Raw genomic sequence first — 26,042 nt, forward strand, 5'->3', positions numbered from 1 at the left:
GCCGGATCTTTTTTATCCGGCAGTGGGCTGGATATGATAATCAGAATAGGTGGAAAGCCAGGAATCCCAGAGACATGTTTGAAAAACGCCATCGCATCACGTTGCTATTTAATGCTAATAAAGCCTATGACCGCCAGGTTGTCGAGGGCGTAGGCGAGTATTTGCAGGCGTCGCAATCCGAGTGGGATATCTTTATCGAGGAAGATTTCCGTGCGCGCATTGAGAATATTAAAGAGTGGGTCGGCGATGGTATTATTGCCGATTATGACGACCCGGAAATAGAACAGGTACTGGCCGATATTGACGTCCCAATCGTCGGTGTTGGCGGCTCCTATCACACGCCGGAAAGCTACCCTGCGGTCCATTACATCGCCACCGACAATCACGCGCTGGTTGAGAGCGCGTTCCTGCATTTGAAAGAGAAAGGCGTACACCGTTTTGCCTTTTACGGCCTGCCCGCTTCCAGTGGTAAGCGCTGGGCTGCTGAACGTGAATATGCTTTTTGCCGGCTTGTCGCGCAGGAGAAATACCGTGGCGTGGTCTACCAGGGACTGACCACCGCGCCGGAAAACTGGCAGCACGCGCAGAACCGGCTTGCCGACTGGCTACAAACGCTACCGCCGCAAACCGGCATCATTGCCGTGACCGACGCCCGCGCTCGCCACGTTCTGCAGGTGTGCGACCATCTGCATATTCCGGTACCGGAAAAGTTGTGTGTGATTGGCATCGATAATGAAGAGCTGACCCGTTATCTCTCCCGCGTCGCGCTCTCTTCCGTAGCGCAGGGCACGCGGCAGATGGGCTATCAGGCGGCGAAATTACTGCATCGTCTGTTGGATAGCGAAACCCTACCGCTTCAGCGGCTGCTGGTACCGCCGATGCGGGTGGTGGAACGACGTTCGACTGATTACCGGTCGCTGAACGATCCGGCTGTCATTCAGGCGATGCACTACATCCGCAATCATGCCTGTAAGGGGATCAAAGTCGATCAGGTACTGGATGCTGTCGGTATTTCGCGTTCCAATCTGGAGAAGCGCTTTAAAGAGGAAGTGGGGGAAACCATACATGCGGTGATCCACGCAGAGAAACTGGAAAAAGCGCGTAGCCTGCTGATTTCAACGTCACTCTCGATCAACGAGATTTCACAGATGTGCGGCTATCCGTCGCTGCAATATTTCTATTCCGTCTTCCGCAAAGAGTACGACAGCACACCAAAAGACTACCGCGACCGCTACAGCGAAGTGCTGATATAACGTACAAAGAAAAACGCCTTCCACAGGGAAGGTGTTTTATCACTGAAAACAGTCACATGTGAGCAGCGATTAACTGCTGATTGTCCTGATACATGGCAAACAGGTAGTTGTTGTAACTCGCACCGCGGGTCGAGTAACCCTTCAGCTTATGAATCATGTTTGAAGCTGTCACTTCCTGATCGGCCTTACGTAACTGTGCGCGGGATTTACGGAACGACGCATAAGCCGCGTGCGTATTCAGATTAGTGACGTAGGCCTCAACCGACTCCTGCAGAGATTCAAAGTGGGAATAGCCTTTCACCTTACCCGGGCCATTTTTACAGGCACCCTTGGCACACTTCATACCAAACAGATTGTTGTTGGTACGTGCAAGCTTAGAGGTACCCCAGCCGCTTTCTGCCGCCGCCATGGTAGCGACCATGCTGTCAGGAATAATATCCACACGCTCCAGCAACGTGTTCCAGGGGATATGGCGCGTATTCCCGGACCAGCTCACTTTGTAGCGGTTGGCAATATCCTTCAGGCGCGCGCGTTCGGCAGGCGACCATTGGCTGTCGTACTGTTTCTTTTGCAGCCAGTTACGCTCGGCGGCAATCGCTGAGTTTTTACTGGTGATGTAAGGCATTACTGTCCGGAGAAACGCTTTTTTCCTTGGGGTTCCGGAAGGGTATTTTCGCAAATCAGGAAGTGAGCTGCTATTTACACTATTGCGAGAATACTCTTTTTTACTGCTTGCCTGCTTTTTTACGTTTGCCTTAGTGACGTGGGCTTTGTGACTCGCTGTTTCTGTGTGCGTCTTTGCCAGCACTCCACCCGAAAATATAAGGGTGAAAAACATGAGTATCGTCGCCCCAGGTCGTCGCATGGGTATCGATATCATTAGGTCTCCTGGTCGGATATGAACATTCCAACACCTTCTTTTTGCATAAATTTGAGGGCTGAACCTCGAATCATACCAAAAATAGCGTACAAGAGCACGTACAGAAATAATCCAATTCCGAAACCATGTCACCAGGAAATTGTGTAGAAAATGGACAGAGAGTGATAAATGTGGTGGTTATCGCAAATCTATGACGTTCTGTGTGGCTTATCACTCACCCGTTGTTCTCCTCCCTGGCGATAACGCGCACAGGATGAGTCGGCCCTGTTTTCAGCGTGGCAAACTAAAAGAAACCGCCGTTAACGGGACATCAGATGAAACACGCTGCGCTTTCACTGCTTTTTATACCCTGCTTCGCCTTCGCCGATTGGTCCACCAGCCGTTTTCCCGCCTTAACCAACGATGGCACAGGTCTGTGGCACAGTCAGGCGACGCTGAAAAAAGGGGCTAATCCGCTCACATTGCAGGAGGGCCAGCAATGCTGGCAACCTGCTGAAGAGGTGAAGCTCAACCAGATGTTGTCCCTGGTTCCTTGCACAGACAGCGCGCCACAGTGGCGCATTTTCCGCGACGGCGATTACCAGTTGCAGCTCGATACCCGTTCCGGCACACCCACTCTGTTACTGAGCGTGAAAAGCGAGAACGCCGACGCTCGTGCAAACGTGGCGCGCCAGTGTCCGGTGCGCAGTGATAAGCCGCTAACGATAGAGGTCGGTGCAACGTTCCCGGAAGGCAGCCAGGTGCGCGATTTCTACAGCCAGCAAACCGCCACCGTCCGCAACGGTAAAATCACCCTTAAACCTGCGGCAGAAAGCGACGGACTGCTGCTGTTAGAAAGAGCCGAAACCAATGGCCCGGCGCCCTTCCAGTGGCATAACGCCACCGTCTATTTTGTTTTAACCGACCGTTATGTGAATGGCGACCCGTCAAATGACAATAGCTACGGACGGCACAAAGATGGCATGCAGGAGATCGGCACCTTCCACGGCGGCGATCTGAAAGGCCTAACCAGTAAACTCGATTATTTGCAGCAACTGGGCGTGAACGCATTATGGATAAGCTCGCCGCTGGAGCAGATCCACGGCTGGGTAGGCGGCGGCACGAAAGGCGATTTTCCCCATTACGCCTATCACGGTTACTACACGCAAGACTGGACGCGCCTGGATGCCAATATGGGCCGCGAAGAGGATTTACGCACGCTGGTAGATGAAGCGCACCGACGCGGCATCCGCGTGTTGTTTGACGTGGTGATGAACCACACCGGCTACGCCACACTTGCAGATATGCAGACATATCAGTTTGGCGCTCTTTATCTGAAAGAGGATGAACGGCGCAAAATCCTCGGCGAACACTGGACAGACTGGAAGCCCGCCACTGGCCAGACGTGGCACAGCTTCAATGATTACATCAACTTCAGCGATAAAACAGCGTGGCAAAACTGGTGGGGCAAAAACTGGATCCGCACCGATATCGGCGATTATGACAACCCCGGTTTTGACGATCTGACCATGTCGCTGGCATTCTTGCCAGATCTGAAAACAGAATCGACCACACCATCCGGTTTGCCCGTCTTCTACCAACATAAACCGGACACGCACGCACGGGAGATTGCCGGTTACACGCCACGAGATTATCTGACCCACTGGCTCAGCCAGTGGGTGCGAGATTATGGTATCGACGGTTTTCGCGTTGATACCGCCAAACACGTTGAGCTGGCAGCCTGGCAACAACTCAAAACCCAGGCGACAGAGGCGCTGGCTGAGTGGAAAAAAGCCAACCCGCAGAAGAAAATCGATGATGCGCCATTCTGGATGACCGGCGAATCCTGGGGCCACGGCGTCATGCACAGCGCCTACTACGACCACGGTTTCGACGCAATGATCAATTTTGATTATCAGGAGCAGGCCGCCAGCGCTGTGCCGTGCCTGGCAAATATGGATACTGTCTGGCAGCAAATGGCGGACAAGCTACAAAGCTTTAACACCCTGAGTTATCTCTCCTCGCACGATACCCGCCTGTTCCGCGAAGGCGGCCAGCAATCGGCAGAGCTGTTATTGCTTGCGCCAGGCGCGGTGCAGATCTTCTATGGTGATGAATCCGCACGTCCGTTTGGCCCCACAGGCTCCGATCCGCTGCAAGGCACACGTTCAGACATGAACTGGCAGGATGTTGACGGCAAAGCGGCGCAAAGCCTGCGCCACTGGCAAACGCTGGGACAGTTCCGCGCGCGCCATCCGGCACTCGGCGCGGGAAAACAAACCACACTGACATTGCCACAAGGATATGGGTTCGTTCGCGAGCAAGGAGAAGACAAAGTAATGGTTGTCTGGGCAGGTGCGACCCCACGCTGAGTCATAAGGCAAATATCAGCATATTATTCCAACAATAAATATGGAGTTAGTATAGAAAGCTAAAATCGTCACGGCGCGGCAATTTGCACACTGCTCTGCGGAGCGTTATGGTTAGCCACTTTGAACAGTAGCCCGACAGAGCAGTAGCGATGACATTTTCACTTTTCGGCGACAAATTTACCCGCCATGCAGGCATTACACGCCTGATGGAGGATCTCAATGACGGTTTACGTACCCCTGGCGCTATCATGCTTGGCGGCGGTAACCCGGCACAAATCCCGGCCATGACCGATTACTTCCATAACCTACTTGCCGGGATGGTAGAAAACGGCAAAGCGATTGATGCGCTGTGCAATTATGACGGTCCGCAAGGCAAAACCGAGCTGCTGGCAGCGCTGGCGGGGATGCTGCGCGAAGAGTTAGGTTGGGATATTGAACCGCAGAATATTGCACTAACAAATGGCAGTCAGAGCGCGTTTTTCTACTTATTCAATCTTTTTGCAGGCCGTCGTGCCGATGGAAGCACCAGGAAAGTATTATTTCCGCTGGCGCCGGAGTACATAGGCTACGCGGATTCCGGGCTGGAAGAGGACTTATTTGTCTCGGCGCGACCCAATATTGAACTGCTGCCCGATGGCCAGTTTAAATACCATGTCGATTTCGAACATCTGCATATTGGCGAAGAGACCGGGATGATTTGCGTCTCGCGGCCGACCAACCCAACAGGCAACGTGATCACTGATGAAGAGTTAATGAAACTCGATGTGCTGGCAAATCAGCACAACATTCCGCTGGTGATCGATAACGCTTACGGCGTGCCTTTTCCGGGCATCATCTTTAGCGAAGCGCGTCCGCTGTGGAACCCGAATATCATCTTGTGCATGAGCCTGTCGAAGCTGGGTCTGCCGGGCAGCCGCTGCGGTATTATCATCGCCAACGATAAAATCATCTCCGCCATTCGCAATATGAACGGCATCATCAGTCTTGCGCCAGGCGGTATCGGCCCGGCAATGATGTGCGAGATGATTAAGCGCAAAGACCTGCTTCGCCTCTCCAAAGATGTGATCAAACCGTTTTATTACCAGCGGGTGCAGGAGACCATCGCCGTTCTGCGCCGTTACCTGCCGGAAGAACGGTGTCTGATCCATAAACCGGAAGGAGCGATTTTCCTCTGGCTGTGGTTCAAGGATCTGCCCATCAGCACCGAATTACTTTATCAGCGCCTGAAAAAACGCGGCGTGCTAATGGTGCCGGGCGATTACTTCTTCCCGGGGCTGGATAAACCCTGGCCGCACACGCATCAATGCATGCGCATGAACTATGTGCCGGAACCCGCGCTTATCGAAGCTGGGGTGAAAATTCTTGCCGAAGAGGTTGAAAAAGCCTGGCAAGAAAACGAAGCCTGAAAAGCGTTTAAAATAGCCATACGCGTAGCTGGCGCTGACGTAGAACGTTAACGACTTATGCTAGCTGGCTTCGCAGACGACGCTCACGCAGTTGCGACGGGTTCACACAACTGAGGGCGCTGGTCGGGCAGGCTTCCACGCAGGCGGGTCCGGTTTCGCGATGCTGGCACAGATCGCACTTCAGCGCCTGTACTCGCGCATCAACCCGCGTCACCTGCATCGCGCCAAATGGGCAGGCGATCATGCAGCTTTTACAGCCGATACAGCGGGATTGTTCCACCTGGATCGTACCATCGGCGCGATAAATCGCGCCAACCGGGCAAACATTCGCACAGGGCGCATCTTCACAGTGATGGCAGGTCACTGCCGTGGAAAATGTCCCGGTTTTCACCACCCGAATGCGGGCAGAAAAGGTGGAAGCCGAGAGGGTTGAGCAGTCCTGATCATCCTGATGCGACACCGCGCAGGCCACTTCGCAGGTGCGACAGCCAATGCATTTTGCCGAATCGGCGATAATAAAACAGTTCATTCTCCACTCCAGCAGGCGTTAAAAAAGCCAAGAGTGCCGAAAGCGTCGCTGCCGCGCTTTGATCGCAGAGGGGAAAAACGCCAGATTTGTCATTTGCATGAACATTTCTGGCGCTCTGCCTGGGGCTTACTCCTTCAGAAAAAGGGCTTTGTCGCGCAGGATATGGTCATTGCCGCGTCGACGGGTAAAACCAATGCGGTCAAAATATTCCAGGATCTGAATCGCCAGTTTGCGTCCCACGTTCAGCGTATCGCGGAAATCGGCGGCGCTGGTGGAACCTCTCGCCTGATCCAGATCGCGGATCATACTGGCGAAGGTGACGATCCGATCATTACGGTAATAACGATCTTTGACGATCGCCGTAATGAGCCCCTGCTGAGCAGCCTGTCGCAGCACACCGCGCATCGTCTGTTCATCGCTTGCTGTTTCACACGCCAGATCTCGCACCCACCACGGTTCGTCACCAAACAGCGGTGCCACCTTTTGCCAAAGATGCGCCTGCTCATCGCTGAAGCCGGTTTTGTGATCCGGCAGATGCAGCCAGCCATGATGGCTGTGAATGTCGCCTGCCTCGCGCATCCGTTCGATAAGCGTGAGCACCAGCGCTTCATCTTCCATCGGCAACGCCATGCGCCGCAGCCGCTCGCGACCAGGGCCTGGCTCTTCGCGATGCTGCTCATGGTAGATTGCCAGTGTCTCCAGTAGCTTACGCTGCCAGCGTGCCGCCACCGGCGCATTCAAAAGATTATCGCCGGCACGAATAAAACCAGGATTATCCAGCAACGCTTCCAGCCCACGCGCGCTGAGCTGTCGCGCCCAGCCAAACGCCGTCAGATCGACGGCACCGCGCGATAAATGCACCAGCAGCGCCTGCGCATCATCGTCCGCCTGCGCCAGTTGCGTTATCCATTGCAGATACTCAGTTTTACGTTTGCCACGGCGCGGTGAGTTGAGTGTTACCACCCGCGCCCCGGCCAGCGTACTGCGCGCAGAGATATCGCGTAGTACCAGCCGATCGTTATCGGCCAGCCACAGCGGCGTATCCAGCACCAGTTCGGCGAGACCATTTTCCAGCAGCGAAACGCGGCCGGTAACATGGCTGGCGGCATGGTGGATATGCACCGGTTGCCACTGGGTCAGCGGCGTGTGCGCTTGCAGCGCGACAATTACCCGCTCCGTTGCTTCCGGCGGTTGCTGTGACAGCAACCAGTCACCGCGACTAAGCGCCTCTTTTTCCGCGTCACCGGCAATATTGAGCGCAATACGCTGCCCGGCGTGAGCATGATCGACTGGCTGGTTCTGCGCATGCAGACCGCGCACGCGCATCGGTTTATTCACCCCGCTCAACCACAACGTATCGCCCACGCGCACATCGCCAGAGAGTGCCGTACCGGTCACCACCAACCCGGCACCTTTGACGGTAAATGCGCGATCCAGCGCCAGGCGAAAACGTTGGTTTTCCGGGTGCGCGCGCTCCGGCAACTGCAACAGGTGCGCACGTAATTCAGCGATGCCATGCATCTCTGTTGCGGCGGTGATAAACATTGTCGCCTGCGGATAACCAAAGGTTTTCAGCGTTTCTTGTACTTCTGCGCGCACCTGTTCAATTCGCGCGTCATCCACGCGATCGGCCTTCGTTAGCGCTACGGTCAGCGCCGGGTTACCGGTGAGCTGCAAAATGGCCAGATGCTCGCGGGTCTGCGCCATCACGCCATCATCGCAGGCGACCACCAGCAGCGCATGATCGATGCCGCCGACGCCCGCCAGCATATTCGAGAGGAATTTTTCGTGTCCCGGCACATCAATAAACCCCGGTACGCGCCCGTCCGGCTGCGGCCAGTAGGCGTAGCCCAGATCGATAGTCATGCCGCGTTTTTTCTCTTCCGGCAAACGATCGGCATTCACGCCGGTCAGCGCCTCAATCAAGGTCGTTTTACCGTGGTCAACATGCCCGGCAGTGGCAATAATCATTTCAGCAATATCTCCAGCAAGCGGGATTCATCATCAAGACAGCGGCAGTCCAGCCACAGACGACCATCGTAAATGCGGCCAATCACCGGCTGTGGCAACGCCCGCCACTGCGCCGCCAGCGCTTCCAGCCGACGCCCGCTGCCGTCGCGCGGTGTAAAGGTCACGGCCGCGCCAGGCAGGCGATCGACCGGCAAAGAGCCGCTGCCAATCTGTGACAGACAGGTTTCGACACGCAGGTCGAACTCGCTATATCGGGCATTCAGCGCCGCGCACAGCCGCCCTGCCTGCTCGCGGATCTCCGGCTCCGGGCGCTTCAGATAACGCAGCGTCGGCAAGCGCTGAGGTAGCATTTCCGGATGCAGATAGAGACGCAGCGTAGCTTCCAGTGCCGCCAGCGTCATTTTGTCCGCCCGTAGCGCCCGTTTCAGCGGGTGCTGTTGCAACTGCGCAATCAGCGCTTTTTTACCGACGATAATGCCCGCCTGTGGGCCGCCGAGCAGCTTATCACCGGAGAAGCTCACCAGGCTGACGCCTGCGGCAATAAGCGTCTGCGGCATCGGCTCTTTTGGCAGGCCGTAGCGGCTCAAATCCACCAGCGAACCGCTACCCAAATCAACAATCACCGGCAAACTGGCCGCTTCGGCAAGCGTCACCAGCTCCGCTTCGTCCACCGCAGCAGTAAAACCGTCAATATGATAATTGCTGGTATGCACCTTCATCAGCAGCGCCGTGTTGTCGTTGATCGCCTGGCGGTAATCTTTGACATGTGTGCGGTTAGTGGTTCCCACTTCATGTAGCTCGCAACCCGCCTGGCGCATCACGTCCGGAATGCGGAATGCGCCCCCAATCTCCACCAGCTCGCCGCGCGATACCACTACTTCACGTCCCGCTGCCGTGGCTGCCAGCATCAGCAACACGGCGGCAGCGTTGTTATTGACGATACAGGCGTCTTCCGCGCCGGTTAGCTGGCAGAGTAAATCAGCCAGCGCGCGATCGCGGTGACCACGTCCGGCGCCGTCGAGATCGTATTCCAGCGTCACCGCAGAACCCATCACCGCCGCGACGGCATCAACCGCTGCCTGCGGCTGAACCGCGCGGCCTAAGTTGGTATGCAGTACGGTGCCGCTCAGGTTAAACACCGGGCGCAGCGCGCTGGCGCTGCTCTGTTCCAGCCGCGTTTGCGTCTCGTGGGCCCAGTCATCGCACCAGTCGGGTAGTGTCTGTTGTTGACGGATTTGCTCACGCGCTTCGTCCTGTAGCTGATGCAGCATCTGCGTTACGCGGCTGTGACCGAACAGCGTTAATAAAGTGGCGAACGCCTCGTCACGTAACAGGCGATCGGTGGATGGGATCTGGCTGTAAAGAGTTGTCATGAAAAGGCCTGGCTATGAGTTGCCCCCTCCCGTCAGGGGGATTGACGTGAGGGGATTGTACAGCGACTTTGCCCAGGCCGACACCATGCTTATCAGGCCTTTGGCGGCTCCGTACGGGCGAAACTTTCACGCTGGAAGAGGTTCTCAACCAGCTTCACCAGCAGCGGGCGATTCACGCACCAGCCCGGCGAGACGTGGCGGAAGTTGAGATAGCCAACCGCGCAGGCAATCGCAATGGTCGCCAGGTTCAGCGTATCCACGCTGAGCGTTCCCTCTTGCAGATAGCGTTCCAGCGTATCCAGGCCCCGCGAAACTTTCTCCCGCTGGCGCAGCAGCTCACTTTCCGATTGCTGTTCAACCGGGCGCGCCAGTTCACGCACCGAGACCAGCGCAGCATCCATAATGCCGTCGGCCAGGGCTTCCAGTTGGCGGATTTTCAGCGCAGCTACAGGCTCCGTTGGTAATAATGCCGGTGCGATAGCCAGTAACTCAATGTATTGCGCGATGATCGGCGAGTCGAACCAGACTTCACCCTCATCGGTAATCAGCGTGGGAACCTTACCGAGCGGGTTGTAATGCGCCACTCCGTTGATCGCGTTGTAGGGCTGCTCGTTGATAAATTCAAAGGTGATCCCCTTTTCCAGCAGCATCACGGAGATTTTGCGGACAAAAGGGCTGGTGTAGCTGCCGATAAGTTTCATTTTGGGATCCTTTTTTGCCAACAAAAAGTTAATTATACCCGTCATACTTCAAGTTGCATGTGCGTTGGCTTTTTTATTCGGCTCATCCCTGAGCCTTACCCCTTCGGGGCCGCTGCTTACAGCGTTCAAATCTGCTCCCGGCAGATTTCTCGCTCACCCCAACGTGAAAACTTCCAATACTAAATTAAGCCTCGCCATACTACCTGAAAGGAAGTTACAGGTTGTCCTGATGGTAAAAAATAGAGTTTGCTGGCGATCACACCAGGAAAATGCCCGGCACAAATATCTTGTGATTTAGATCACAAATAAATAACAAAGTAGCCCCAATTAATTGTGAGCGTAATCACAATTAACCCCCACAAGCGTTCACTTTTCATCCATTGTTCTTTTTTTACACTGATTTTTTGTGATGTAAATCACGATAAATAACGGGGTATCCCCCACATTAGTGTGATTAGTATCACGTTAAAGGTCATCGTCTGGACAGTTACGCAATTCAGTGCGAGATTTCGCCTCACAGATAACCCAGGTCCGGCTACCTCTGCCGCCACGTTAACAACAAACCTCGGGCTTCCGGCCTGTGTGATAGTAAACATAAGAAGGGGTGTTTTATGTCATCCGATATCAAGATCAAGGTGCAAAGCTTTGGTCGTTTTCTCAGCAATATGGTGATGCCCAACATCGGCGCGTTTATCGCGTGGGGTATCATTACCGCATTGTTTATTCCTACAGGGTGGTTACCAAACGAGACGCTGGCGAAACTCGTCGGCCCCATGATTACGTATTTGCTGCCGCTGCTCATCGGTTTCACCGGTGGTCGTCTGGTTGGTGGCGATCGTGGCGGCGTGGTGGGTGCTATCACCACAATGGGGGTTATCGTCGGTGCGGATATGCCGATGTTCCTCGGTGCGATGATTGTCGGCCCGCTTGGCGGCTACTGCATCAAGAAATTTGACGCCTCTGTAGACGGCAAGATCAAATCCGGTTTTGAAATGCTGGTGAATAACTTCTCCGCTGGCATCATCGGTATGATCCTTGCCATTCTGGCGTTCCTTGGCATCGGCCCGGCCGTTGAAGTGCTGTCCAAAGCGTTGGCTGCGGGCGTTAACTTCATGGTTGTTCATGACATGCTGCCGCTGGCGTCCATCTTTGTTGAACCAGCAAAAATCCTGTTCCTCAACAACGCTATCAACCACGGTATCTTCTCGCCGCTGGGTATTCAGCAGTCTCATGAGCTCGGCAAATCCATCTTCTTCCTGATCGAAGCAAACCCGGGTCCAGGTATGGGCGTGCTGATGGCGTATATGTTCTTCGGTCGCGGCAGCGCGAAACAGTCGGCAGGCGGCGCGGCAATCATCCACTTCCTGGGTGGTATCCACGAAATTTACTTCCCGTATGTGCTGATGAACCCGCGTCTGCTGCTGGCGGTGATCCTCGGTGGTATGACTGGCGTGTTCACCCTGAGCGTGCTGAACGGTGGTCTGGTTTCTCCGGCTTCTCCGGGTTCCATCCTGGCAGTGCTGGCGATGACACCGAAAGGCTCTTACTTCGCTAACATCACGGCGATTCTGGCTGCACTGGCCGTCTCCTTCGTTATCTCTTCTATCCTGCTGAAAACCAGCAAAGTGAAAGAAGACGATGAAGACATCGAAGCCGCTACCCGTCGCGTACAGGACATGAAAGCCGAGTCCAAAGGCGCAACTCCGCTGTCGGCTGGCGATGTAACCAACGACCTGAGCCATGTCCGTAAAATCATCGTGGCTTGTGATGCCGGTATGGGTTCCAGCGCCATGGGGGCAGGCGTACTGCGTAAGAAAGTGCAGGATGCTGGCCTAACCAACATCTCGGTGACCAACAGTGCAATTAATAGCCTGCCGCCGGATGTCGACCTGGTGATCACGCACCGCGATCTGACCGAACGTGCAATGCGTCAGGTACCGCAGGCGCAGCATATTTCGCTGACTAACTTCCTGGACAGCGGCCTGTACACCAGCCTGACTGAACGTCTGGTTGCAGCGCAGCGTCACACGGACAACGAATCAAAGGTGACGACCAGCCTGAAAGACAGCTTTGATGAGGCCAATAGTAATCTGTTCAAACTGGGCGCAGAGAACATCTTCCTTGGTCGCAGCGCGAACACCAAAGAAGAAGCGATTCGCTTTGCCGGAGAGCAACTGGTGAAAGGCGGCTATGTTGAGCCGGAGTATGTGCAAGCGATGCTGGATCGTGAAAAACTGACCCCGACTTATCTGGGTGAGTCGATCGCCGTTCCGCACGGTACGGTGGAAGCCAAAGACCGCGTACTCAAAACCGGTGTGGTGTTCTGCCAATATCCGCAAGGTGTACGTTTCGGCGAAGAAGAAGATGACATAGCCCGCCTGGTCATCGGTATCGCTGCACGTAACAACGAGCATATTCAGGTTATCACCAGCCTGACCAACGCACTGGATGATGAGACGGTCATTGAACGTCTGGCTCAGACGTCCAGCGTTGAGGAAGTGCTGTCGTTGCTGAACAAGTAATCCACAAAGCCCGGTGGCAAATGCTTACCGGGCTTTTGTTCTCTCCCTTCGGGGAGAGGGTCAGGGTGAGGAGAACGGTATGTGTTCTTCACCCAGGCCCTCTCGGGTAAAACATTTATGAAGGTTAATTTTATGAAAGCATTACATTTTGGCGCAGGTAATATCGGACGTGGTTTCATCGGCAAACTGCTTGCCGACGCGGGGATTGAACTGACATTCGCCGATGTAAATCAGGTGGTGCTTGATGCCCTGAATGCCCGTCATAGTTATCAGGTTCACGTTGTGGGAGAAAAACAGCAGATTGATACCGTTTCCGGCGTTAACGCTGTCAGCAGCATCGGTGATGAAGTGATTGACCTGATAGCACACGTTGACCTTGTGACCACTGCCGTGGGACCGGTTGTTCTGGAGCGCATCGCTCCGGCGATTGCCAAAGGTCTGGCGAAGCGCAAAGCGCAGGGCATCAACGCGCCGCTGAACATCATTGCCTGTGAAAACATGGTACGCGGCACCACCCAATTGAAAGGCCATGTTATCGCCGCACTGGCCGATGCCGATAAAGCGTGGGTGGAAGAGCATGTCGGCTTTGTTGACTCAGCCGTTGACCGCATCGTTCCGCCGGCAGAATCCGCGACTAACGATCCGCTGGAGGTAACCGTGGAAACCTTCAGCGAGTGGATTGTTGATAAAACGCAGTTCAAAGGTGACCTGCCAGCCATTCCAGGAATGGAGTTAACTGATAACCTGATGGCATTTGTTGAGCGCAAGCTCTTCACGCTGAATACCGGGCATGCTATAACCGCGTACCTTGGAAAACAGACCGGCCATCAGACCATTCGTGATGCCATCCTCGACGACGCTATCCGCGCCGTAGTGAAGGGCGCGATGGAAGAGAGTGGCGCGGTACTGATCAAGCGTTATGGCTTTGATCCCGAAAAGCATGCTGCGTACATTCAGAAAATCCTCGGCCGTTTTGAAAACCCGTGGCTGAAAGACGATGTGGAACGCGTTGGGCGTCAACCGCTGCGTAAACTGAGCGCCGGTGACCGTCTGATTAAACCGCTGCTCGGCACGCTGGAGTACAACCTGCCACATGCTAACCTGGTGAAAGGCATCGCCGCCGCGATGCACTACCGCAGCGAGCAGGATCCACAGGCGCAGGAACTGGCCCAGCTTATCGAAGAGAAAGGCCCGCAGGCAGCGCTGGCGCAAATTTCCGGCCTGGATGCCAACAGCCCGGTAGTTATCGAAGCCATCGACGCATATAACGCAAAGGCATGATGCCGGTTTTGGCGCGGGGAATCCCGCGCCAGTTAACGAAATTGTCAGATATGCAGGCAATAATGGAACAAACGCAGGCTTTCGAAAACCGTGTACTCGAGCGTCTGAATGCGGGCAAAACCGTACGAAGCTTTTTGATTGCTGCCGTTGAACTGCTCAATGAAGCCATCAATATTCTGGTGTTGCAGGTATTCCGCAAAGATGACTACGCGGTGAAATATGCTGTAGAGCCGCTGCTTGACGGAGATGGACCGCTGGGCAATTTATCTGTGCGGCTGAAGTTGATTTACGGCCTGGGCGTGATTTCCCGGGCGGAGTATGAAGACGCGGAGCTCCTGATGGCACTACGTGAAGAGCTGAATCACGACGGCACGGAATACGCCTTTACCGACGATGAAATTCTCGGGCCGTTTGGCGAACTGCATTGCGTGGTAGCCCTGCCACCAACCCCGCAATTTGATACCAGCGACGCCAATCTGTTCGCCATGCAAAAACAGCGCTACCAGCAAGTGGTGCGTTCCACCATGGTGCTTTCATTGACTGAACTGATCTCCCGCATCAGCTTAAAAAAAGCATTCCATAAGTAAGCGCCGCCGCAAATGTTGTATCCTTGCATTTTCCCCAACAAAACTGAGCACCATGAAAGACGTTGAAAAGAATGAAATCAAGCGCCTGAGCGACCGCCTCGATGCGATTCACCACCAGCAGGCTGACCTCTCTTTAGTCGATGCGGCAGAAAAATACGCCGAACTGGAAAAAGAGAAAACCACGCTGGAGACGGAAATTGCCCGCCTGCGCGAGCAGCACAGTCAGAAACTGAGCAAAGAAGCGCAAAAACTGCTGAAGATGCCGTTCAGTCGCGCCATTAGCAAAAAAGAACAGGCCGATCTCGGTAAGCTGAAAAAAAGCGTTCGTGGGCTGGTGGTAGTGCATCCGATGACGGCACTGGGCCGCGAAATGGCTCTCGACGTGATGACTGGCTTTGCCAAAAGCGAATTCTAAACAGTATCGCCCTCGTCACGTGCTGAGCACGAGGGCGATCTGAATTGGCCCTACCAATTCCACTTTGATTTTCTCCCTGCTTCACAGATCCATTAAATCCCGTCACATAGTCATTGCTCAAATGCAACATCTGGATAACCATTCGTTATCACCAACCCTACACTATCACATTGGCAGGACCACTTTTACAAAACTTGTGACGCAGAGTTAAGCTCAGACTTACCGCGTACCGGCTTTGTTGTGGTTCTCTGGAGACACCTGCATGAGCCTCTGGCAACAGAATTACGACCCCGCCGGGAACCTCTGGCTATCGAGTCTGATCGCATCACTACCGATCCTGTTTTTCTTTTTTGCTCTGATAAAACTCAAGCTCAAAGGCTATGTGGCCGCGAGCTGGACGGTCGTCATCGCCCTTGCGGTGGCGCTGCTGTTTTACCATATGCCAGTGGATCACGCCCTTGCTTCGGTGGTTTACGGCTTCTTCTATGGCCTGTGGCCCATTGCATGGATCATTGTGGCGGCGGTATTTGTCTACAAGATCTCGGTGAAAACCGGGCAGTTCGACATTATCCGCTCATCAATCCTCTCGATTACGCACGACCAGCGCCTGCAAATGTTGATTGTTGGCTTCTCGTTTGGCGCATTCCTCGAAGGGGCGGCCGGGTTCGGCGCGCCGGTGGCCATCACCGCCGCGTTGCTGGTCGGCCTGGGCTTTAATCCACTGTATGCTGCTGGCTTATGCCTGATTGTGAATACTGCCCCCGTGGCGTTTGGTGCGATGGGTATTCCGATTCTGGTCGCAGGCCAGGTCACCGGGCTGGAGAGCTTTGAGATTGGCCAGATGGTAGGCCGCCAGTTGCCGTTCCTGACCATTATCGTGCTGTTCTGGATCATGGCGATTATGGATGGCTGGCGCGGCGTGAAAGAGACCTGGCCTGCGGTGCTGGTGGCCGGTGGTTCGTTTGCGGTTACCCAATATCTGAGCTCCAATTTTATCGGCCCGGAACTGCCGGATATCATTTCGTCGTTGGTTTCACTGGTGTGTCTGACGCTGTTCCTGAAACGCTGGCAGCCGGTGCGCATCTTCCGCTTTGGCGATATGGGCGCGTCGCAGGTCGCTCTCGATTTAAAACGCACGCACTACAGTGCCGGGCAGGTTCTGCGCGCCTGGTCACCGTTCCTGTTCCTGACGGCGACCGTCACGCTGTGGAGCGTACCGCCGTTCAAAGCGTTGTTTGCATCAGGCGGTGCGCTGCATGACTGGGTCTTCAATATTTCCGTGCCGCATCTCGACAAACTTGTTGCTCGCATGCCGCCGGTTGTCAGTGCCGCCACGCCGTATGCTGCGGTGTATAAATTCGACTGGTTCTCCGCCACTGGCACCGCCATTTTGTTCGCGGCGCTCCTGTCGATTGTCTGGCTGCGCATGAAGCCAAAAGAAGCAGTCAGCACCTTCGTCAGTACGCTGAAAGATCTGGCACTGCCGATTTACTCGATCGGTATGGTGCTGGCCTTCGCCTTTATCTCTAACTATTCCGGGCTGTCGTCGACACTGGCGCTCGCGCTGGCACATACCGGTAGTGCCTTCACCTTCTTCTCGCCGTTCCTCGGCTGGCTGGGGGTATTTCTCACCGGTTCCGACACGTCATCGAATGCGCTATTTGCCGCGCTACAGGCGACCGCTGCTCAGCAGATCGGCGTCTCGGATGTGCTGATGGTGGCCGCCAACACCACTGGCGGCGTCACTGGCAAAATGATCTCGCCACAGTCGATCGCCATTGCCTGCGCAGCGGTCGGACTGGTAGGTAAAGAGTCGGACCTGTTTCGGTTTACCGTTAAACACAGCCTGATTTTCACCTGCCTGGTGGGTGTGATCACCACACTTCAGGCTTATGTATTAACCTGGATGATCCCATGACAGTTTTACCCCGACGCCTGGCTGACGAGGTTGCAGACCGCGTTCGGGCGCTGATTGCTGAACAACAACTGGAAGCGGGCATGAAACTGCCCGCCGAGCGCCAACTGGCCATACAACTTGGGATTTCGCGCAATTCGTTGCGTGAAGCCCTTGCGAAACTGGTCAGCGAAGGCGTGCTGCTGAGCCGTCGCGGCGGCGGTACTTTTGTACGCTGGCAGCACGAAACCTGGTCAGAACAGAATATTGTTCAGCCACTGAAAACGCTGCTCAACGACGACCCCGATTACAGCTTTGATATCCTCGAAGCCCGTCACGCCATTGAAGCCAGCACTGCCTGGCATGCCGCCATGCGCGCCACCGAAGCGGATAAGGAGAAGATTGCTCTGTGCTTTGACGCCTCGCAGTCAGATGACCCTGATCTCGCGTCACAGGCGGATGTGCGTTTCCATCTCGCCATTGCGGAAGCCTCGCATAACGTAGTGCTGCTACAAACCATGCGCGGCTTCTTCGACCTGCTGCAATCCTCGGTAAAGCAGAGCCGCCAGCGCATGTATCTCGTGCCGCCCGTTTTTGCCCGTCTGACCGAACAGCACCGCGCGGTGATGGACGCCATTTTCATGGGTGATGCTGATGGCGCGCGTCAGGCGATGATGGCGCACCTCGGTTTTGTACATACCACTATTCGACAATTTGATGAAGATCAGGCCCGCCAGGCGCGCATCACCCGCCTGCCCGACGAGCAGCATTCGCATTCAAGGGAGAAAAAAGCATGATTATTTCCGCAGCCAGCGACTATCGCGCAGCGGCAAAACGCATTTTGCCGCCATTCCTGTTTCACTATATCGACGGTGGCGCGTATGCCGAATATACCCTGCGCCGCAACGTGGAGGATTTATCACAGGTGGCGCTACGTCAGCGGGTATTGAAGGATATGTCCACACTCAGCCTCGATACCACACTGTTCAATGAGAAACTCAGTATGCCGGTGGCGCTGGGGCCGGTCGGGCTGTGCGGTATGTATGCCCGTCGTGGCGAAGTGCAAGCCGCAGGCGCTGCCGATGCGAAAGGCATTCCATTTACGCTCTCCACCGTTTCGGTGTGTCCGATTGAAGAAGTGGCGCCAACCATCAAACGCCCGATGTGGTTCCAACTTTATGTGCTGCGCGATCGCGGCTTTATGCGTAACGCGCTGGAGCGGGCAAAAGCCGCAGGCTGCTCGACGCTGGTCTTCACTGTGGATATGCCGACGCCCGGCGCGCGCTACCGCGATGCCCATTCCGGAATGAGTGGCCCCAATGCTGCCCTGCGCCGCTATGTGCAATCGGTATTACATCCACAATGGGCGTGGGATGTGGGGGTGAATGGCCGTCCGCATGATTTGGGTAATATTTCCGCCTATCTCGGTAAACCAACCGGGCTGGAAGACTATATCGGCTGGCTGGCGAAGAACTTTGATCCCTCTATTTCCTGGAAAGACCTGGAGTGGATCCGCGAATTCTGGGACGGCCCGATGGTGATCAAAGGGATCCTCGATCCGCAAGATGCCCGCGATGCGGTGCGTTTCGGCGCGGATGGTATTGTGGTTTCCAACCACGGTGGCCGCCAGTTAGATGGTGTGCTCTCTTCCGCCCGCGCATTACCGGCTATTGCCGATGCGGTAAAAGGCGATATCACCATTCTGGCTGACAGCGGCATTCGCAACGGTCTTGATGTGGTGCGTATGATTGCGCTCGGTGCTGATTCCGTGCTGCTGGGCCGTGCGTATCTGTATGCGCTGGCAACGCATGGCCGCAAGGGTGTGGCGAACTTGCTGGATCTGATCGAGAAAGAGATGAAAGTGGCAATGACGCTGACTGGCGCGAAATCGATTCGCGAAATCAGCAAAGAATCTCTGGTGCAGACGCTCCAACAGCTACCTGCTGCGCTGGCGCCGCTGACGCGTGGCGATGCGGCTTAGAGAGTGCTATCCTGCCCCCGCTATTAAGGGGGCAGTATGTTAAACATCGTATTATTTGAACCAGAAATCCCACCCAATACCGGGAACATTATTCGCCTGTGCGCCAATACCGGTTTCAGCCTGCACATTATCGAACCGATGGGGTTTACCTGGGACGATAAACGCCTGCGCCGCGCAGGGCTCGATTACCATGAGTTCGCTGCCGTGAAGCGCCACGCGGATTATGCTGCGTTTTTTGAAGCTCAGCAGCCACAACGCCTGTTTGCGCTCACCACTAAAGGCACCCCCGCACACAGCGCGGTCAGTTTTCAGGACGGGGATTATCTGATGTTTGGCCCGGAAACGCGCGGCCTGCCCGCCACGATCCTTGATGCGCTGCCGCCACAGCAAAAAATCCGTATTCCGATGATGCCGGACAGCCGCAGCATGAACCTGTCGAATGCTGTATCCGTGGTGGTGTATGAAGCCTGGCGCCAGTTGGGCTATCCCGGCGCGGTGCTACGTAGTTAACGGATTGTCGGACAGCGCGGAAAAACCGGAACGTACAGAAAGTACGTGAGGATTTTGAGCACTGCCCTGGTCCAAGCTGGCGAGTAAAATAGCCAGAAAGTTAGATGCCGTCGCCGTACTCGAACCCGTGGTTGATGCCATTAAAATGCTGATCCATATCCATCGACGGTTTATCACTTTCGGGTTTGCCCACGATGCGCGCCGGGACACCAGCCGCAGTGGTGTGCGGCGGTACGGGTTGTAGTACCACCGAACCGGCGCCGATTTTCGCGCCGCGCCCGACTTCAATATTACCGAGGATTTTCGCTCCGGCACCAATCATCACCCCTTCGCGGATCTTCGGATGACGATCGCCGCTGGTTTTTCCGGTGCCGCCGAGGGTGACCGACTGGAGAATTGAGACGTCGTCTTCAATGATGGCGGTTTCACCAACCACAATGCCGGTGGCATGATCGAGCATAATGCCGCGGCCGATTTTCGCCGCCGGGTGGATATCAACCTGGAAGCTCACCGATACCTGATTTTGCAGGAAAATTGCCAGCGCCTGGCGGCCCTGCGACCACAGCCAGTGACCAATGCGATAGGCCTGTAAGGCGTGAAAACCTTTCAGATAGAGCAATGGTGTGGAGTATTTATCCACCGCCGGGTCGCGAGTACGCACGGCCTGAATATCGCAGGCTGCGGAGGCGATCATTTCCGGGTCAGCCGCGTAGGCTTCTTCCACCACTTCGCGAATGGCAATCGCTGGCATAATCGGCGACGCCAGTTTGTTCGCCAGCATATAACTCAGGGCGCTGCCCAGATTCTCGTGCTTGAGTAGCGTTGCATGATAAAAACTGGCCAGCATCGGCTCACACTCCGCCAGCGCCCGGGCTTCGGCTTTGATATTGTTCCAGACCAGATCCAGTTCTTCACACGGCATTGCTTACTCCAGTAATATCTGCGTTTCCATAAACAAAAGTATTGATGCATCTAAGCAGCAAGCCCGTGCACTCGTTGCTTGTATAAGCAACAGGTGCACGGGCTCAGCTAACAAAGAGGCAACAAGGAGAAGTATATTTAGTGATTGCTGCGTTCGTCTTTGCGAGCACGACCCAATAGGGTCAATGCTGCCTCGCGCGCATTCTTTCCGCAATACAATACCTGATAAATTTCCTCGGTTATTGGCATTTCAACGCCAAACCGGTGCGCCAGCGCACGAACTTCTTTAGTATTGCGATAACCTTCCACCACCTGGCCAATTTTGTCCTGCGCGCTTTGCACATCCATTCCCTGGCCAAGCATCATGCCGAAGCGGCGGTTACGCGACTGGTTGTCGGTACAGGTCAGCACCAGATCGCCTAAACCCGCCATGCCCATAAAGGTGGAGGGATCGGCCCCCAGAGCTGCACCAAGACGTGACATTTCCGTCAGACCGCGAGTGATCAGCGCCGTACGAGCATTCGCGCCGAAACCAATGCCATCAGACATCCCCGCGCCGATCGCAATCACGTTTTTCACCGCGCCGCCAAGCTGCACGCCGATGAAATCCGGGTTGCTGTAAACACGGAAGCTTTTGCCACAGTGGAGAAGCTGCTGAAGATCTTCAGAAAATTGCGGATCGGTAGAAGCCAGGGAGATAGCCGTCGGCAAACCTGCAGCCAGTTCTTTAGCAAATGTCGGACCGGAAATCACCGCCAGCGGGATCGCCGAACCTAAAACTTCACGTGCCACGTCCTGTAGTAGCCGTCCGGTTTCCGCTTCCAGACCTTTCGTGGCCCACACAATACGTGCATCATCACGCATCAGCGGCTTTATCTGCGACAGCACATCGCCAAAAACATGGCTAGGTACGACCACCAGAATATTGCGGCTGGCAGCCAGCGCGCGCGCAAGGTCGCTTTCTAATTGCAGCGAATCAGGAAAAGGCACATCGGGAAGAAATGCGGCATTGCAACGATCGTGTTGCAGGGTCGCGATATGTTTCGGGTCATGACCCCACAGCACAACCTGATGGCCATTTCTTGCCAGCGTGATGGCAAGAGCGGTGCCGTAAGAACCGGCACCGATCACAGTCATTGCAGCATTAAGTGCGTTCATCAGGCATCCTGATGTTGTTCAGCACCTTCGCCAGTCTGCTGTTGCAGGTAGTTCATGAACAGCGCATCAAAGTTAACCGGCGCAAGGTTCAGTTGCGGGAATGTACCGCGGGATACCAAGCTGGTGATGCATTCGCGGGCATACGGGAACAGAATGTTCGGGCAGTATGCACCCAGGCAATGCGCCATCTGCGTTCCTTCGATACCGTCGATGGAGAAGATACCGCCCTGCTGCACTTCGCACAGGAAGCCGGTTTCTTCACCAAGAGAAGCCGTTACAGTAACGCGCAATACGACTTCATAAACGCCTTCAGCCAGCTGTGTGGAGGCCGTATCGAGATCCAGTTTCACCTCCGGCTGCCACTCTTTCTGGAAGACGTGCGGCGCATTCGGCGCTTCGAAAGAGATATCTTTCGTATAAATACGCTGAATCTGGAAAGTCATTTCGGTGTTGTTTTGTTCAGACATGAGTGAATAACCCTTAAATGTTGTAGTGCTTTTAAGCATTAACGTAATAGCGGATCCAGTCCGCCGCGCGCATCCAGCGCATATAAATCGTCACAACCGCCAATGTGCTGTGCATCAATAAAAATCTGCGGAACCGTTGTACGACCACTACGTTGAATCATCTCTTCACGTTTTACCATGTCGCCATCGATCGGCAACTCAGCAAAAGCGACGCCTTTGCTACTCAGCAGCGCTTTTGCGCGGTGGCAGAACGGGCAGGTTGCTTTCGTGTAGATCTCAATATTGGCCATAACTTTAGTCTCCTGATGTCCTCTGCGAGCCGTAGCTCGCCCGGGCACTTATTTACCACGAACCAGTGGCAGATTCTCACCGATCCAGCCAGAGATACCATCTTTAAGCACAAAGACTTTCTCGAAGCCCGCTTTCACCAGTTCATTTGCCGGCACCTGCGCCTGCATGCCAGTACCGTCAACTACGATAATTGGCGCGCTTTTGTGTTTCTCAAGCTCACCTACATTATTGGCTTTGATCTCGTTTGGCAGCAAATTAACTGAGCCTGCAATATGCCCTTTTCGGAAATCATCACGCTGACGCAAATCCACAACGACAGCCTCTTCTTTGTTGATCAGGCGTGTGGTTTCGCCGCGAGAAATCACTTTTACTTTCGACGCCAGGCCTTTGAAAGTAGTGAATAATACAGCCCCGAATAACGCAATCCAGGCGATACACAGTATGGGGTTGCGGCTAATAAATTGCATAATTTCTTGCATCTGGGGTAACAAGCTCCCGACTTAGTGATTAAAAAACCAGGAAAGAGTATACCTGCGCAGTGGGGCAAATACAGCCAGTGAGCATGATGGAATGCATTTTCTGCGGCGTGTTACAAAAAAAAATAAAGAAACGCCCGTAAATCAGCTGGCCAGGCAGCCGCTTTCTTTGATCTTCTGCGGCTATTTTATCGATTCAGCTGTAGTAAAATTACGCAAAATTTTTTTGTCTTCTGAGCAAGAGGGTGTCGCAATGTCGGTTTCTAAAAAACCTATGGTACTGGTGATTCTGGATGGCTACGGCTATCGCGAAGACCAGCAGGATAACGCTATTTTCAACGCAAAGACCCCGGTAATGGACCAGCTGTGGGCAAAACGTCCGCACACCCTGATTGATGCGTCAGGCCTTGAAGTCGGTCTGCCGGATCGCCAGATGGGGAACTCCGAAGTCGGCCACGTCAACCTCGGCGCCGGTCGCATTGTTTACCAGGATCTGACTCGTCTGGATGTTGAAATTAAAGAACGTACCTTCTTCAGCAACCCGGTGTTGAGCGGCGCGGTGGATAAAGCCGTGGCAGCTGGCAAAGCTGTGCACATTATGGGTCTGCTTTCCGCAGGCGGCGTGCACAGCCACGAAGACCATATTATGGCGATGGTAGAACTGGCCGCAGAGCGCGGCGCTGACAAAATTTACCTGCATGCGTTTCTCGACGGTCGCGATACGCCACCGCGCAGCGCTGAATCTTCACTGAAAAAATTCGAAGACAAATTCGCCGCGCTGGGCAAAGGCCGTGTCGCTTCGATCATTGGCCGTTACTACGCCATGGATCGCGACAATCGCTGGGATCGCGTAGAGCAGGCGTATGATCTGATGACACAAGCGAAAGGTGAGTTTACTGTCGACAGCGCTGTGGCTGGCCTGCAAGCGGCTTACGCTCGCGATGAAAACGATGAATTCGTCAAAGCAACCGTGATCCGCGCTGCGGGTCAGGCTGATGCCGCGATGCAGGATGGCGATGCGCTGATTTTCATGAACTTCCGTGCTGACCGCGCGCGTGAAATTACCCGCGCTTTCGTCAATGCGGATTTCGACGGCTTCGCGCGTAAGAAAGTAGTTAACGTGGATTTCGTGATGCTGACGGAATATGCCGCAGACATCAAAACCGCCGTGGCTTACCCACCAGCTTCTCTCGCTAACACGCTTGGCGAGTGGATGGCGAAGCACAACAAAACGCAGTTGCGCATCTCTGAAACAGAAAAATATGCGCATGTGACCTTCTTCTTTAATGGCGGCGTTGAAGAGCCGTTCCCGGGCGAGGACCGTATTCTGATCAACTCGCCCAAAGTGGCGACTTACGACTTGCAGCCGGAAATGAGCTCGGCCGAATTGACCGAAAAACTGGTTGCTGCAATCACCAGCGGCAAATACGACACCATCATCTGTAACTACCCGAACGGCGATATGGTCGGTCATACCGGCGTATTCGATGCTGCCGTTGCCGCGGTTGAAGCGCTGGATCACTGCGTGGCAGAAGTGACCAAAGCGGTTGAATCTGTGGGCGGTCAATTGTTGATCACCGCCGATCACGGTAACGCAGAACAGATGCGCGACCCGGCAACCGGCCAGGCACATACCGCGCATACCAACCTGCCAGTGCCGCTGATTTACGTTGGCGGTAAATCAGTGAAGGCGGTTGCAGGCGGAAAACTTTCCGATATCGCGCCGACCATGCTGACGCTGATGGGCATGGAAATCCCGCAAGAGATGACTGGTAAGCCGCTGTTCATCGTGGAATAATCGCTCCCCATGAGGGGAAAGGCGATTTTTTCAATTACATGGGGCAGGTTTCGGCCCCTTCTTTGCGCCAGCGTACTCAGCGCTGGCGCATTGCTGTGCGCCATTTCCGCCCATGCGGATGACCGCGAGCAGCTCAAATCCATTCAGGCTGATATCGCCGAGAAAGAGCGCGCGGTACGCCAGCAACAGCAGCAACGTTCCGGCCTTCTTGCCCAGCTTAAAGCGCAGGAAGAGGCAATTTCCGCCGCTGCCCGCCAACTGCGGGAAACCCAGAACACACTTGCGCAGCTCAACCGCCAAATCGATGAGATGAATGCCTCTATCGCCAAACTGGAACGCCAGCGCGCGACGCAGGAACGCAATCTGGCTGCGCAACTTGATGCCGCGTTCCGCCAGGGGCCGCACACGGGCATTCAACTGATTTTCAGCGGTGAAGAGGGTCAGCGCGGCCAGCGTTTACAGGCTTACTTCGGCTATCTCAACCAGGCACGCCAGGAAACGATCGCCCAGTTGAAGCAGACGCGTGAAGAAGTAGCGACGCAGAAAACTGAGCTGGAAGCGAAGCAGAGCCAGCAACAAACCCTGCTTTACGAGCAAAAAGCGCAGCAGGCCAAACTTGAACAAGCGCGTAATGAGCGGCAGAAAACCCTTTCCGGTCTGGAATCATCCATCCAGGAGGGGCAACAGCAGCTCAGCGAGATGCGCGCCAACGAATCCCGCTTGCGTGACCGTTTAGCCCGTGCGGAAGCGGCAGCCAAAGCGCGCGCCGATCGCGAAGCGCGTGAAGCGCAGGCCGTGCGCGATCGCCAGAAAGAAGCCAGTAGCAAAGGCACCACCTACAAACCAACCGAAAGTGAACGCTCGCTGATGTCCCGTACCGGCGGATTAGGCTCACCATCGGGCCAGGCAATCTGGCCAGTTCGCGGTCCGTTGCTACATCGTTATGGCGAACAGTTGCAGGGTGAGCTACGTTGGAAAGGGATTGTTATCGGTGCGTCTGAAGGCAGTGAAGTTAAAGCGATCGCCGATGGACGCGTGATCTTGGCCGACTGGCTACAGGGTTATGGCCTGGTGGTCGTGGTTGAGCACGGTAAAGGCGATATGAGCCTCTACGGTTATAACCAAAGCGCTCTGGTCAGTGTCGGCACGCAGGTGCGCGCAGGCCAACCGATAGCCCTTGTAGGCAGCAGTGGCGGTCAGGGCCGGCCTTCACTCTATTTCGAAATTCGCCGTCAGGGTCAGGCGGTCAATCCACAGCCGTGGTTGGGAAGATAAGT

Annotated in this window: 23 protein-coding genes; 13 read left to right on the plus strand and 10 right to left on the minus strand. The window is 54.9% G+C overall.

Annotated features, from left to right (window positions below; all coding sequences use genetic code 11):
* The first annotated feature begins 74 nt into the window (after positions 1–74).
* Complete coding sequence (gene xylR / locus GA0061070_RS01715) at positions 75–1,253, plus strand: D-xylose utilization transcriptional activator XylR (RefSeq protein WP_090133124.1); 1,179 nt, start codon at positions 75–77, stop codon at positions 1,251–1,253.
* 52 nt (positions 1,254–1,305) lie between these two features.
* On the opposite strand, the gene GA0061070_RS01720 is transcribed toward xylR, so the two are convergent.
* Positions 1,306–2,133, minus strand: a complete 828-nt coding sequence (locus GA0061070_RS01720; protein ID WP_090133126.1) for a protein bax — start codon at positions 2,131–2,133, stop codon at positions 1,306–1,308.
* Between the two features lie 314 nt (positions 2,134–2,447).
* Here GA0061070_RS01720 and GA0061070_RS01725 point away from each other — a divergent pair, with 314 nt between their 5' ends.
* Positions 2,448–4,484: an alpha-amylase gene (locus tag GA0061070_RS01725; protein ID WP_090133128.1), complete on the plus strand. Its 2,037-nt coding sequence runs from the start codon at positions 2,448–2,450 to the stop codon at positions 4,482–4,484.
* 149 nt (positions 4,485–4,633) lie between these two features.
* Positions 4,634–5,890 carry a valine--pyruvate transaminase gene (avtA, locus tag GA0061070_RS01730; protein ID WP_090133130.1) on the plus strand — a complete coding sequence of 419 codons (1,257 nt, stop codon included), beginning with the start codon at positions 4,634–4,636 and terminating at the stop codon, positions 5,888–5,890.
* 55 nt (positions 5,891–5,945) lie between these two features.
* On the opposite strand, the gene GA0061070_RS01735 is transcribed toward avtA, so the two are convergent.
* The 4 genes from GA0061070_RS01735 to GA0061070_RS01750 form a co-directional block, all read right to left on the minus strand.
* Positions 5,946–6,419, minus strand: coding sequence for a 4Fe-4S dicluster domain-containing protein (locus GA0061070_RS01735; protein ID WP_090133132.1), 474 nt, complete (start codon positions 6,417–6,419; stop codon positions 5,946–5,948).
* A 126-nt stretch (positions 6,420–6,545) separates the two neighbouring features.
* Complete coding sequence (gene selB, locus GA0061070_RS01740; RefSeq protein WP_090133134.1) at positions 6,546–8,390, minus strand: selenocysteine-specific translation elongation factor; 1,845 nt, start codon at positions 8,388–8,390, stop codon at positions 6,546–6,548.
* A complete protein-coding gene (gene selA, locus GA0061070_RS01745) occupies positions 8,387–9,763 on the minus strand; it encodes an L-seryl-tRNA(Sec) selenium transferase (RefSeq protein ID WP_090133136.1) in 1,377 nt (458 codons plus the stop codon). Before selA ends, selB begins: the two co-directional genes overlap by 4 nt.
* Positions 9,764–9,855: 92 nt before the next feature.
* Complete coding sequence (locus GA0061070_RS01750) at positions 9,856–10,464, minus strand: glutathione S-transferase (protein ID WP_090133138.1); 609 nt, start codon at positions 10,462–10,464, stop codon at positions 9,856–9,858.
* A gap of 611 nt (positions 10,465–11,075) precedes the next feature.
* Here GA0061070_RS01750 and GA0061070_RS01760 point away from each other — a divergent pair.
* The 8 genes from GA0061070_RS01760 (at position 11,076) to trmL (ending at position 19,654) form a co-directional block, all read left to right on the plus strand.
* Positions 11,076–12,986, plus strand: a complete 1,911-nt coding sequence (locus GA0061070_RS01760; RefSeq protein WP_090133140.1) for a PTS mannitol transporter subunit IICBA — start codon at positions 11,076–11,078, stop codon at positions 12,984–12,986.
* Positions 12,987–13,118: 132 nt separating this feature from the next.
* Entirely contained in the window at positions 13,119–14,267 is a 1,149-nt protein-coding gene (mtlD, locus tag GA0061070_RS01765; protein ID WP_090133226.1) for a mannitol-1-phosphate 5-dehydrogenase, read from the plus strand.
* Positions 14,267–14,854, plus strand: a complete 588-nt coding sequence (gene mtlR, locus GA0061070_RS01770) for a mannitol operon repressor MtlR (protein WP_090133142.1) — start codon at positions 14,267–14,269, stop codon at positions 14,852–14,854. The genes mtlD and mtlR overlap by 1 nt, the downstream gene beginning before the upstream one ends.
* 52 nt (positions 14,855–14,906) lie before the next feature.
* Positions 14,907–15,269, plus strand: a complete 363-nt coding sequence (locus GA0061070_RS01775; RefSeq protein WP_090133144.1) for a YibL family ribosome-associated protein — start codon at positions 14,907–14,909, stop codon at positions 15,267–15,269.
* Between the two features lie 262 nt (positions 15,270–15,531).
* A complete protein-coding gene (gene lldP, locus GA0061070_RS01780) occupies positions 15,532–17,187 on the plus strand; it encodes an L-lactate permease (protein ID WP_090133146.1) in 1,656 nt (551 codons plus the stop codon).
* Positions 17,184–17,960 (plus strand): transcriptional regulator LldR, encoded by a 777-nt coding sequence (gene lldR / locus GA0061070_RS01785; protein ID WP_090133148.1) that lies wholly within the window; start codon positions 17,184–17,186, stop codon positions 17,958–17,960. The genes lldP and lldR overlap by 4 nt, the downstream gene beginning before the upstream one ends.
* On the plus strand, positions 17,957–19,144 hold the full coding sequence (lldD, locus tag GA0061070_RS01790) for an FMN-dependent L-lactate dehydrogenase LldD (RefSeq protein ID WP_090133150.1): 1,188 nt from the start codon (positions 17,957–17,959) through the stop codon (positions 19,142–19,144). The genes lldR and lldD overlap by 4 nt, the downstream gene beginning before the upstream one ends.
* 36 nt (positions 19,145–19,180) lie before the next feature.
* Positions 19,181–19,654: a tRNA (uridine(34)/cytosine(34)/5-carboxymethylaminomethyluridine(34)-2'-O)-methyltransferase TrmL gene (gene trmL, locus GA0061070_RS01795; protein WP_090133151.1), complete on the plus strand. Its 474-nt coding sequence runs from the start codon at positions 19,181–19,183 to the stop codon at positions 19,652–19,654.
* Between the two features lie 100 nt (positions 19,655–19,754).
* On the opposite strand, the gene cysE is transcribed toward trmL, so the two are convergent.
* The 5 genes from cysE to GA0061070_RS01820 all read right to left on the minus strand — a co-directional run bounded on the left by cysE (position 19,755) and on the right by GA0061070_RS01820 (position 22,970).
* Positions 19,755–20,576 (minus strand): serine O-acetyltransferase, encoded by an 822-nt coding sequence (cysE, locus tag GA0061070_RS01800; protein WP_090133153.1) that lies wholly within the window; start codon positions 20,574–20,576, stop codon positions 19,755–19,757.
* A 137-nt stretch (positions 20,577–20,713) separates the two neighbouring features.
* Positions 20,714–21,733 carry an NAD(P)H-dependent glycerol-3-phosphate dehydrogenase gene (gpsA, locus tag GA0061070_RS01805; protein ID WP_007369519.1) on the minus strand — a complete coding sequence of 340 codons (1,020 nt, stop codon included), beginning with the start codon at positions 21,731–21,733 and terminating at the stop codon, positions 20,714–20,716.
* Positions 21,733–22,200, minus strand: a complete 468-nt coding sequence (secB, locus tag GA0061070_RS01810; protein WP_007369518.1) for a protein-export chaperone SecB — start codon at positions 22,198–22,200, stop codon at positions 21,733–21,735. Before secB ends, gpsA begins: the two co-directional genes overlap by 1 nt.
* Before the next feature lie 38 nt (positions 22,201–22,238).
* The gene (gene grxC / locus GA0061070_RS01815; RefSeq protein ID WP_007369517.1) at positions 22,239–22,490 is read right to left on the minus strand and encodes a glutaredoxin 3; all 252 of its coding nucleotides are present in this window, start codon (positions 22,488–22,490) and stop codon (positions 22,239–22,241) included.
* Between the two features lie 48 nt (positions 22,491–22,538).
* Positions 22,539–22,970: a rhodanese-like domain-containing protein gene (locus tag GA0061070_RS01820; protein WP_090133155.1), complete on the minus strand. Its 432-nt coding sequence runs from the start codon at positions 22,968–22,970 to the stop codon at positions 22,539–22,541.
* Between the two features lie 250 nt (positions 22,971–23,220).
* Between GA0061070_RS01820 and gpmM the strand changes: the two genes are divergently transcribed.
* Both gpmM and envC read left to right on the plus strand, forming a co-directional pair.
* Positions 23,221–24,765, plus strand: a complete 1,545-nt coding sequence (gene gpmM / locus GA0061070_RS01825) for a 2,3-bisphosphoglycerate-independent phosphoglycerate mutase (protein ID WP_090133228.1) — start codon at positions 23,221–23,223, stop codon at positions 24,763–24,765.
* A 9-nt stretch (positions 24,766–24,774) separates the two neighbouring features.
* Positions 24,775–26,040, plus strand: a complete 1,266-nt coding sequence (gene envC, locus GA0061070_RS01830) for a murein hydrolase activator EnvC (RefSeq protein ID WP_090133157.1) — start codon at positions 24,775–24,777, stop codon at positions 26,038–26,040.
* Positions 26,041–26,042: the final 2 nt, after the last annotated feature.

This window comes from Kosakonia oryziphila, from assembly GCF_900094795.1.
Classification (GTDB): Bacteria; Pseudomonadota; Gammaproteobacteria; order Enterobacterales; family Enterobacteriaceae; genus Kosakonia; species Kosakonia oryziphila.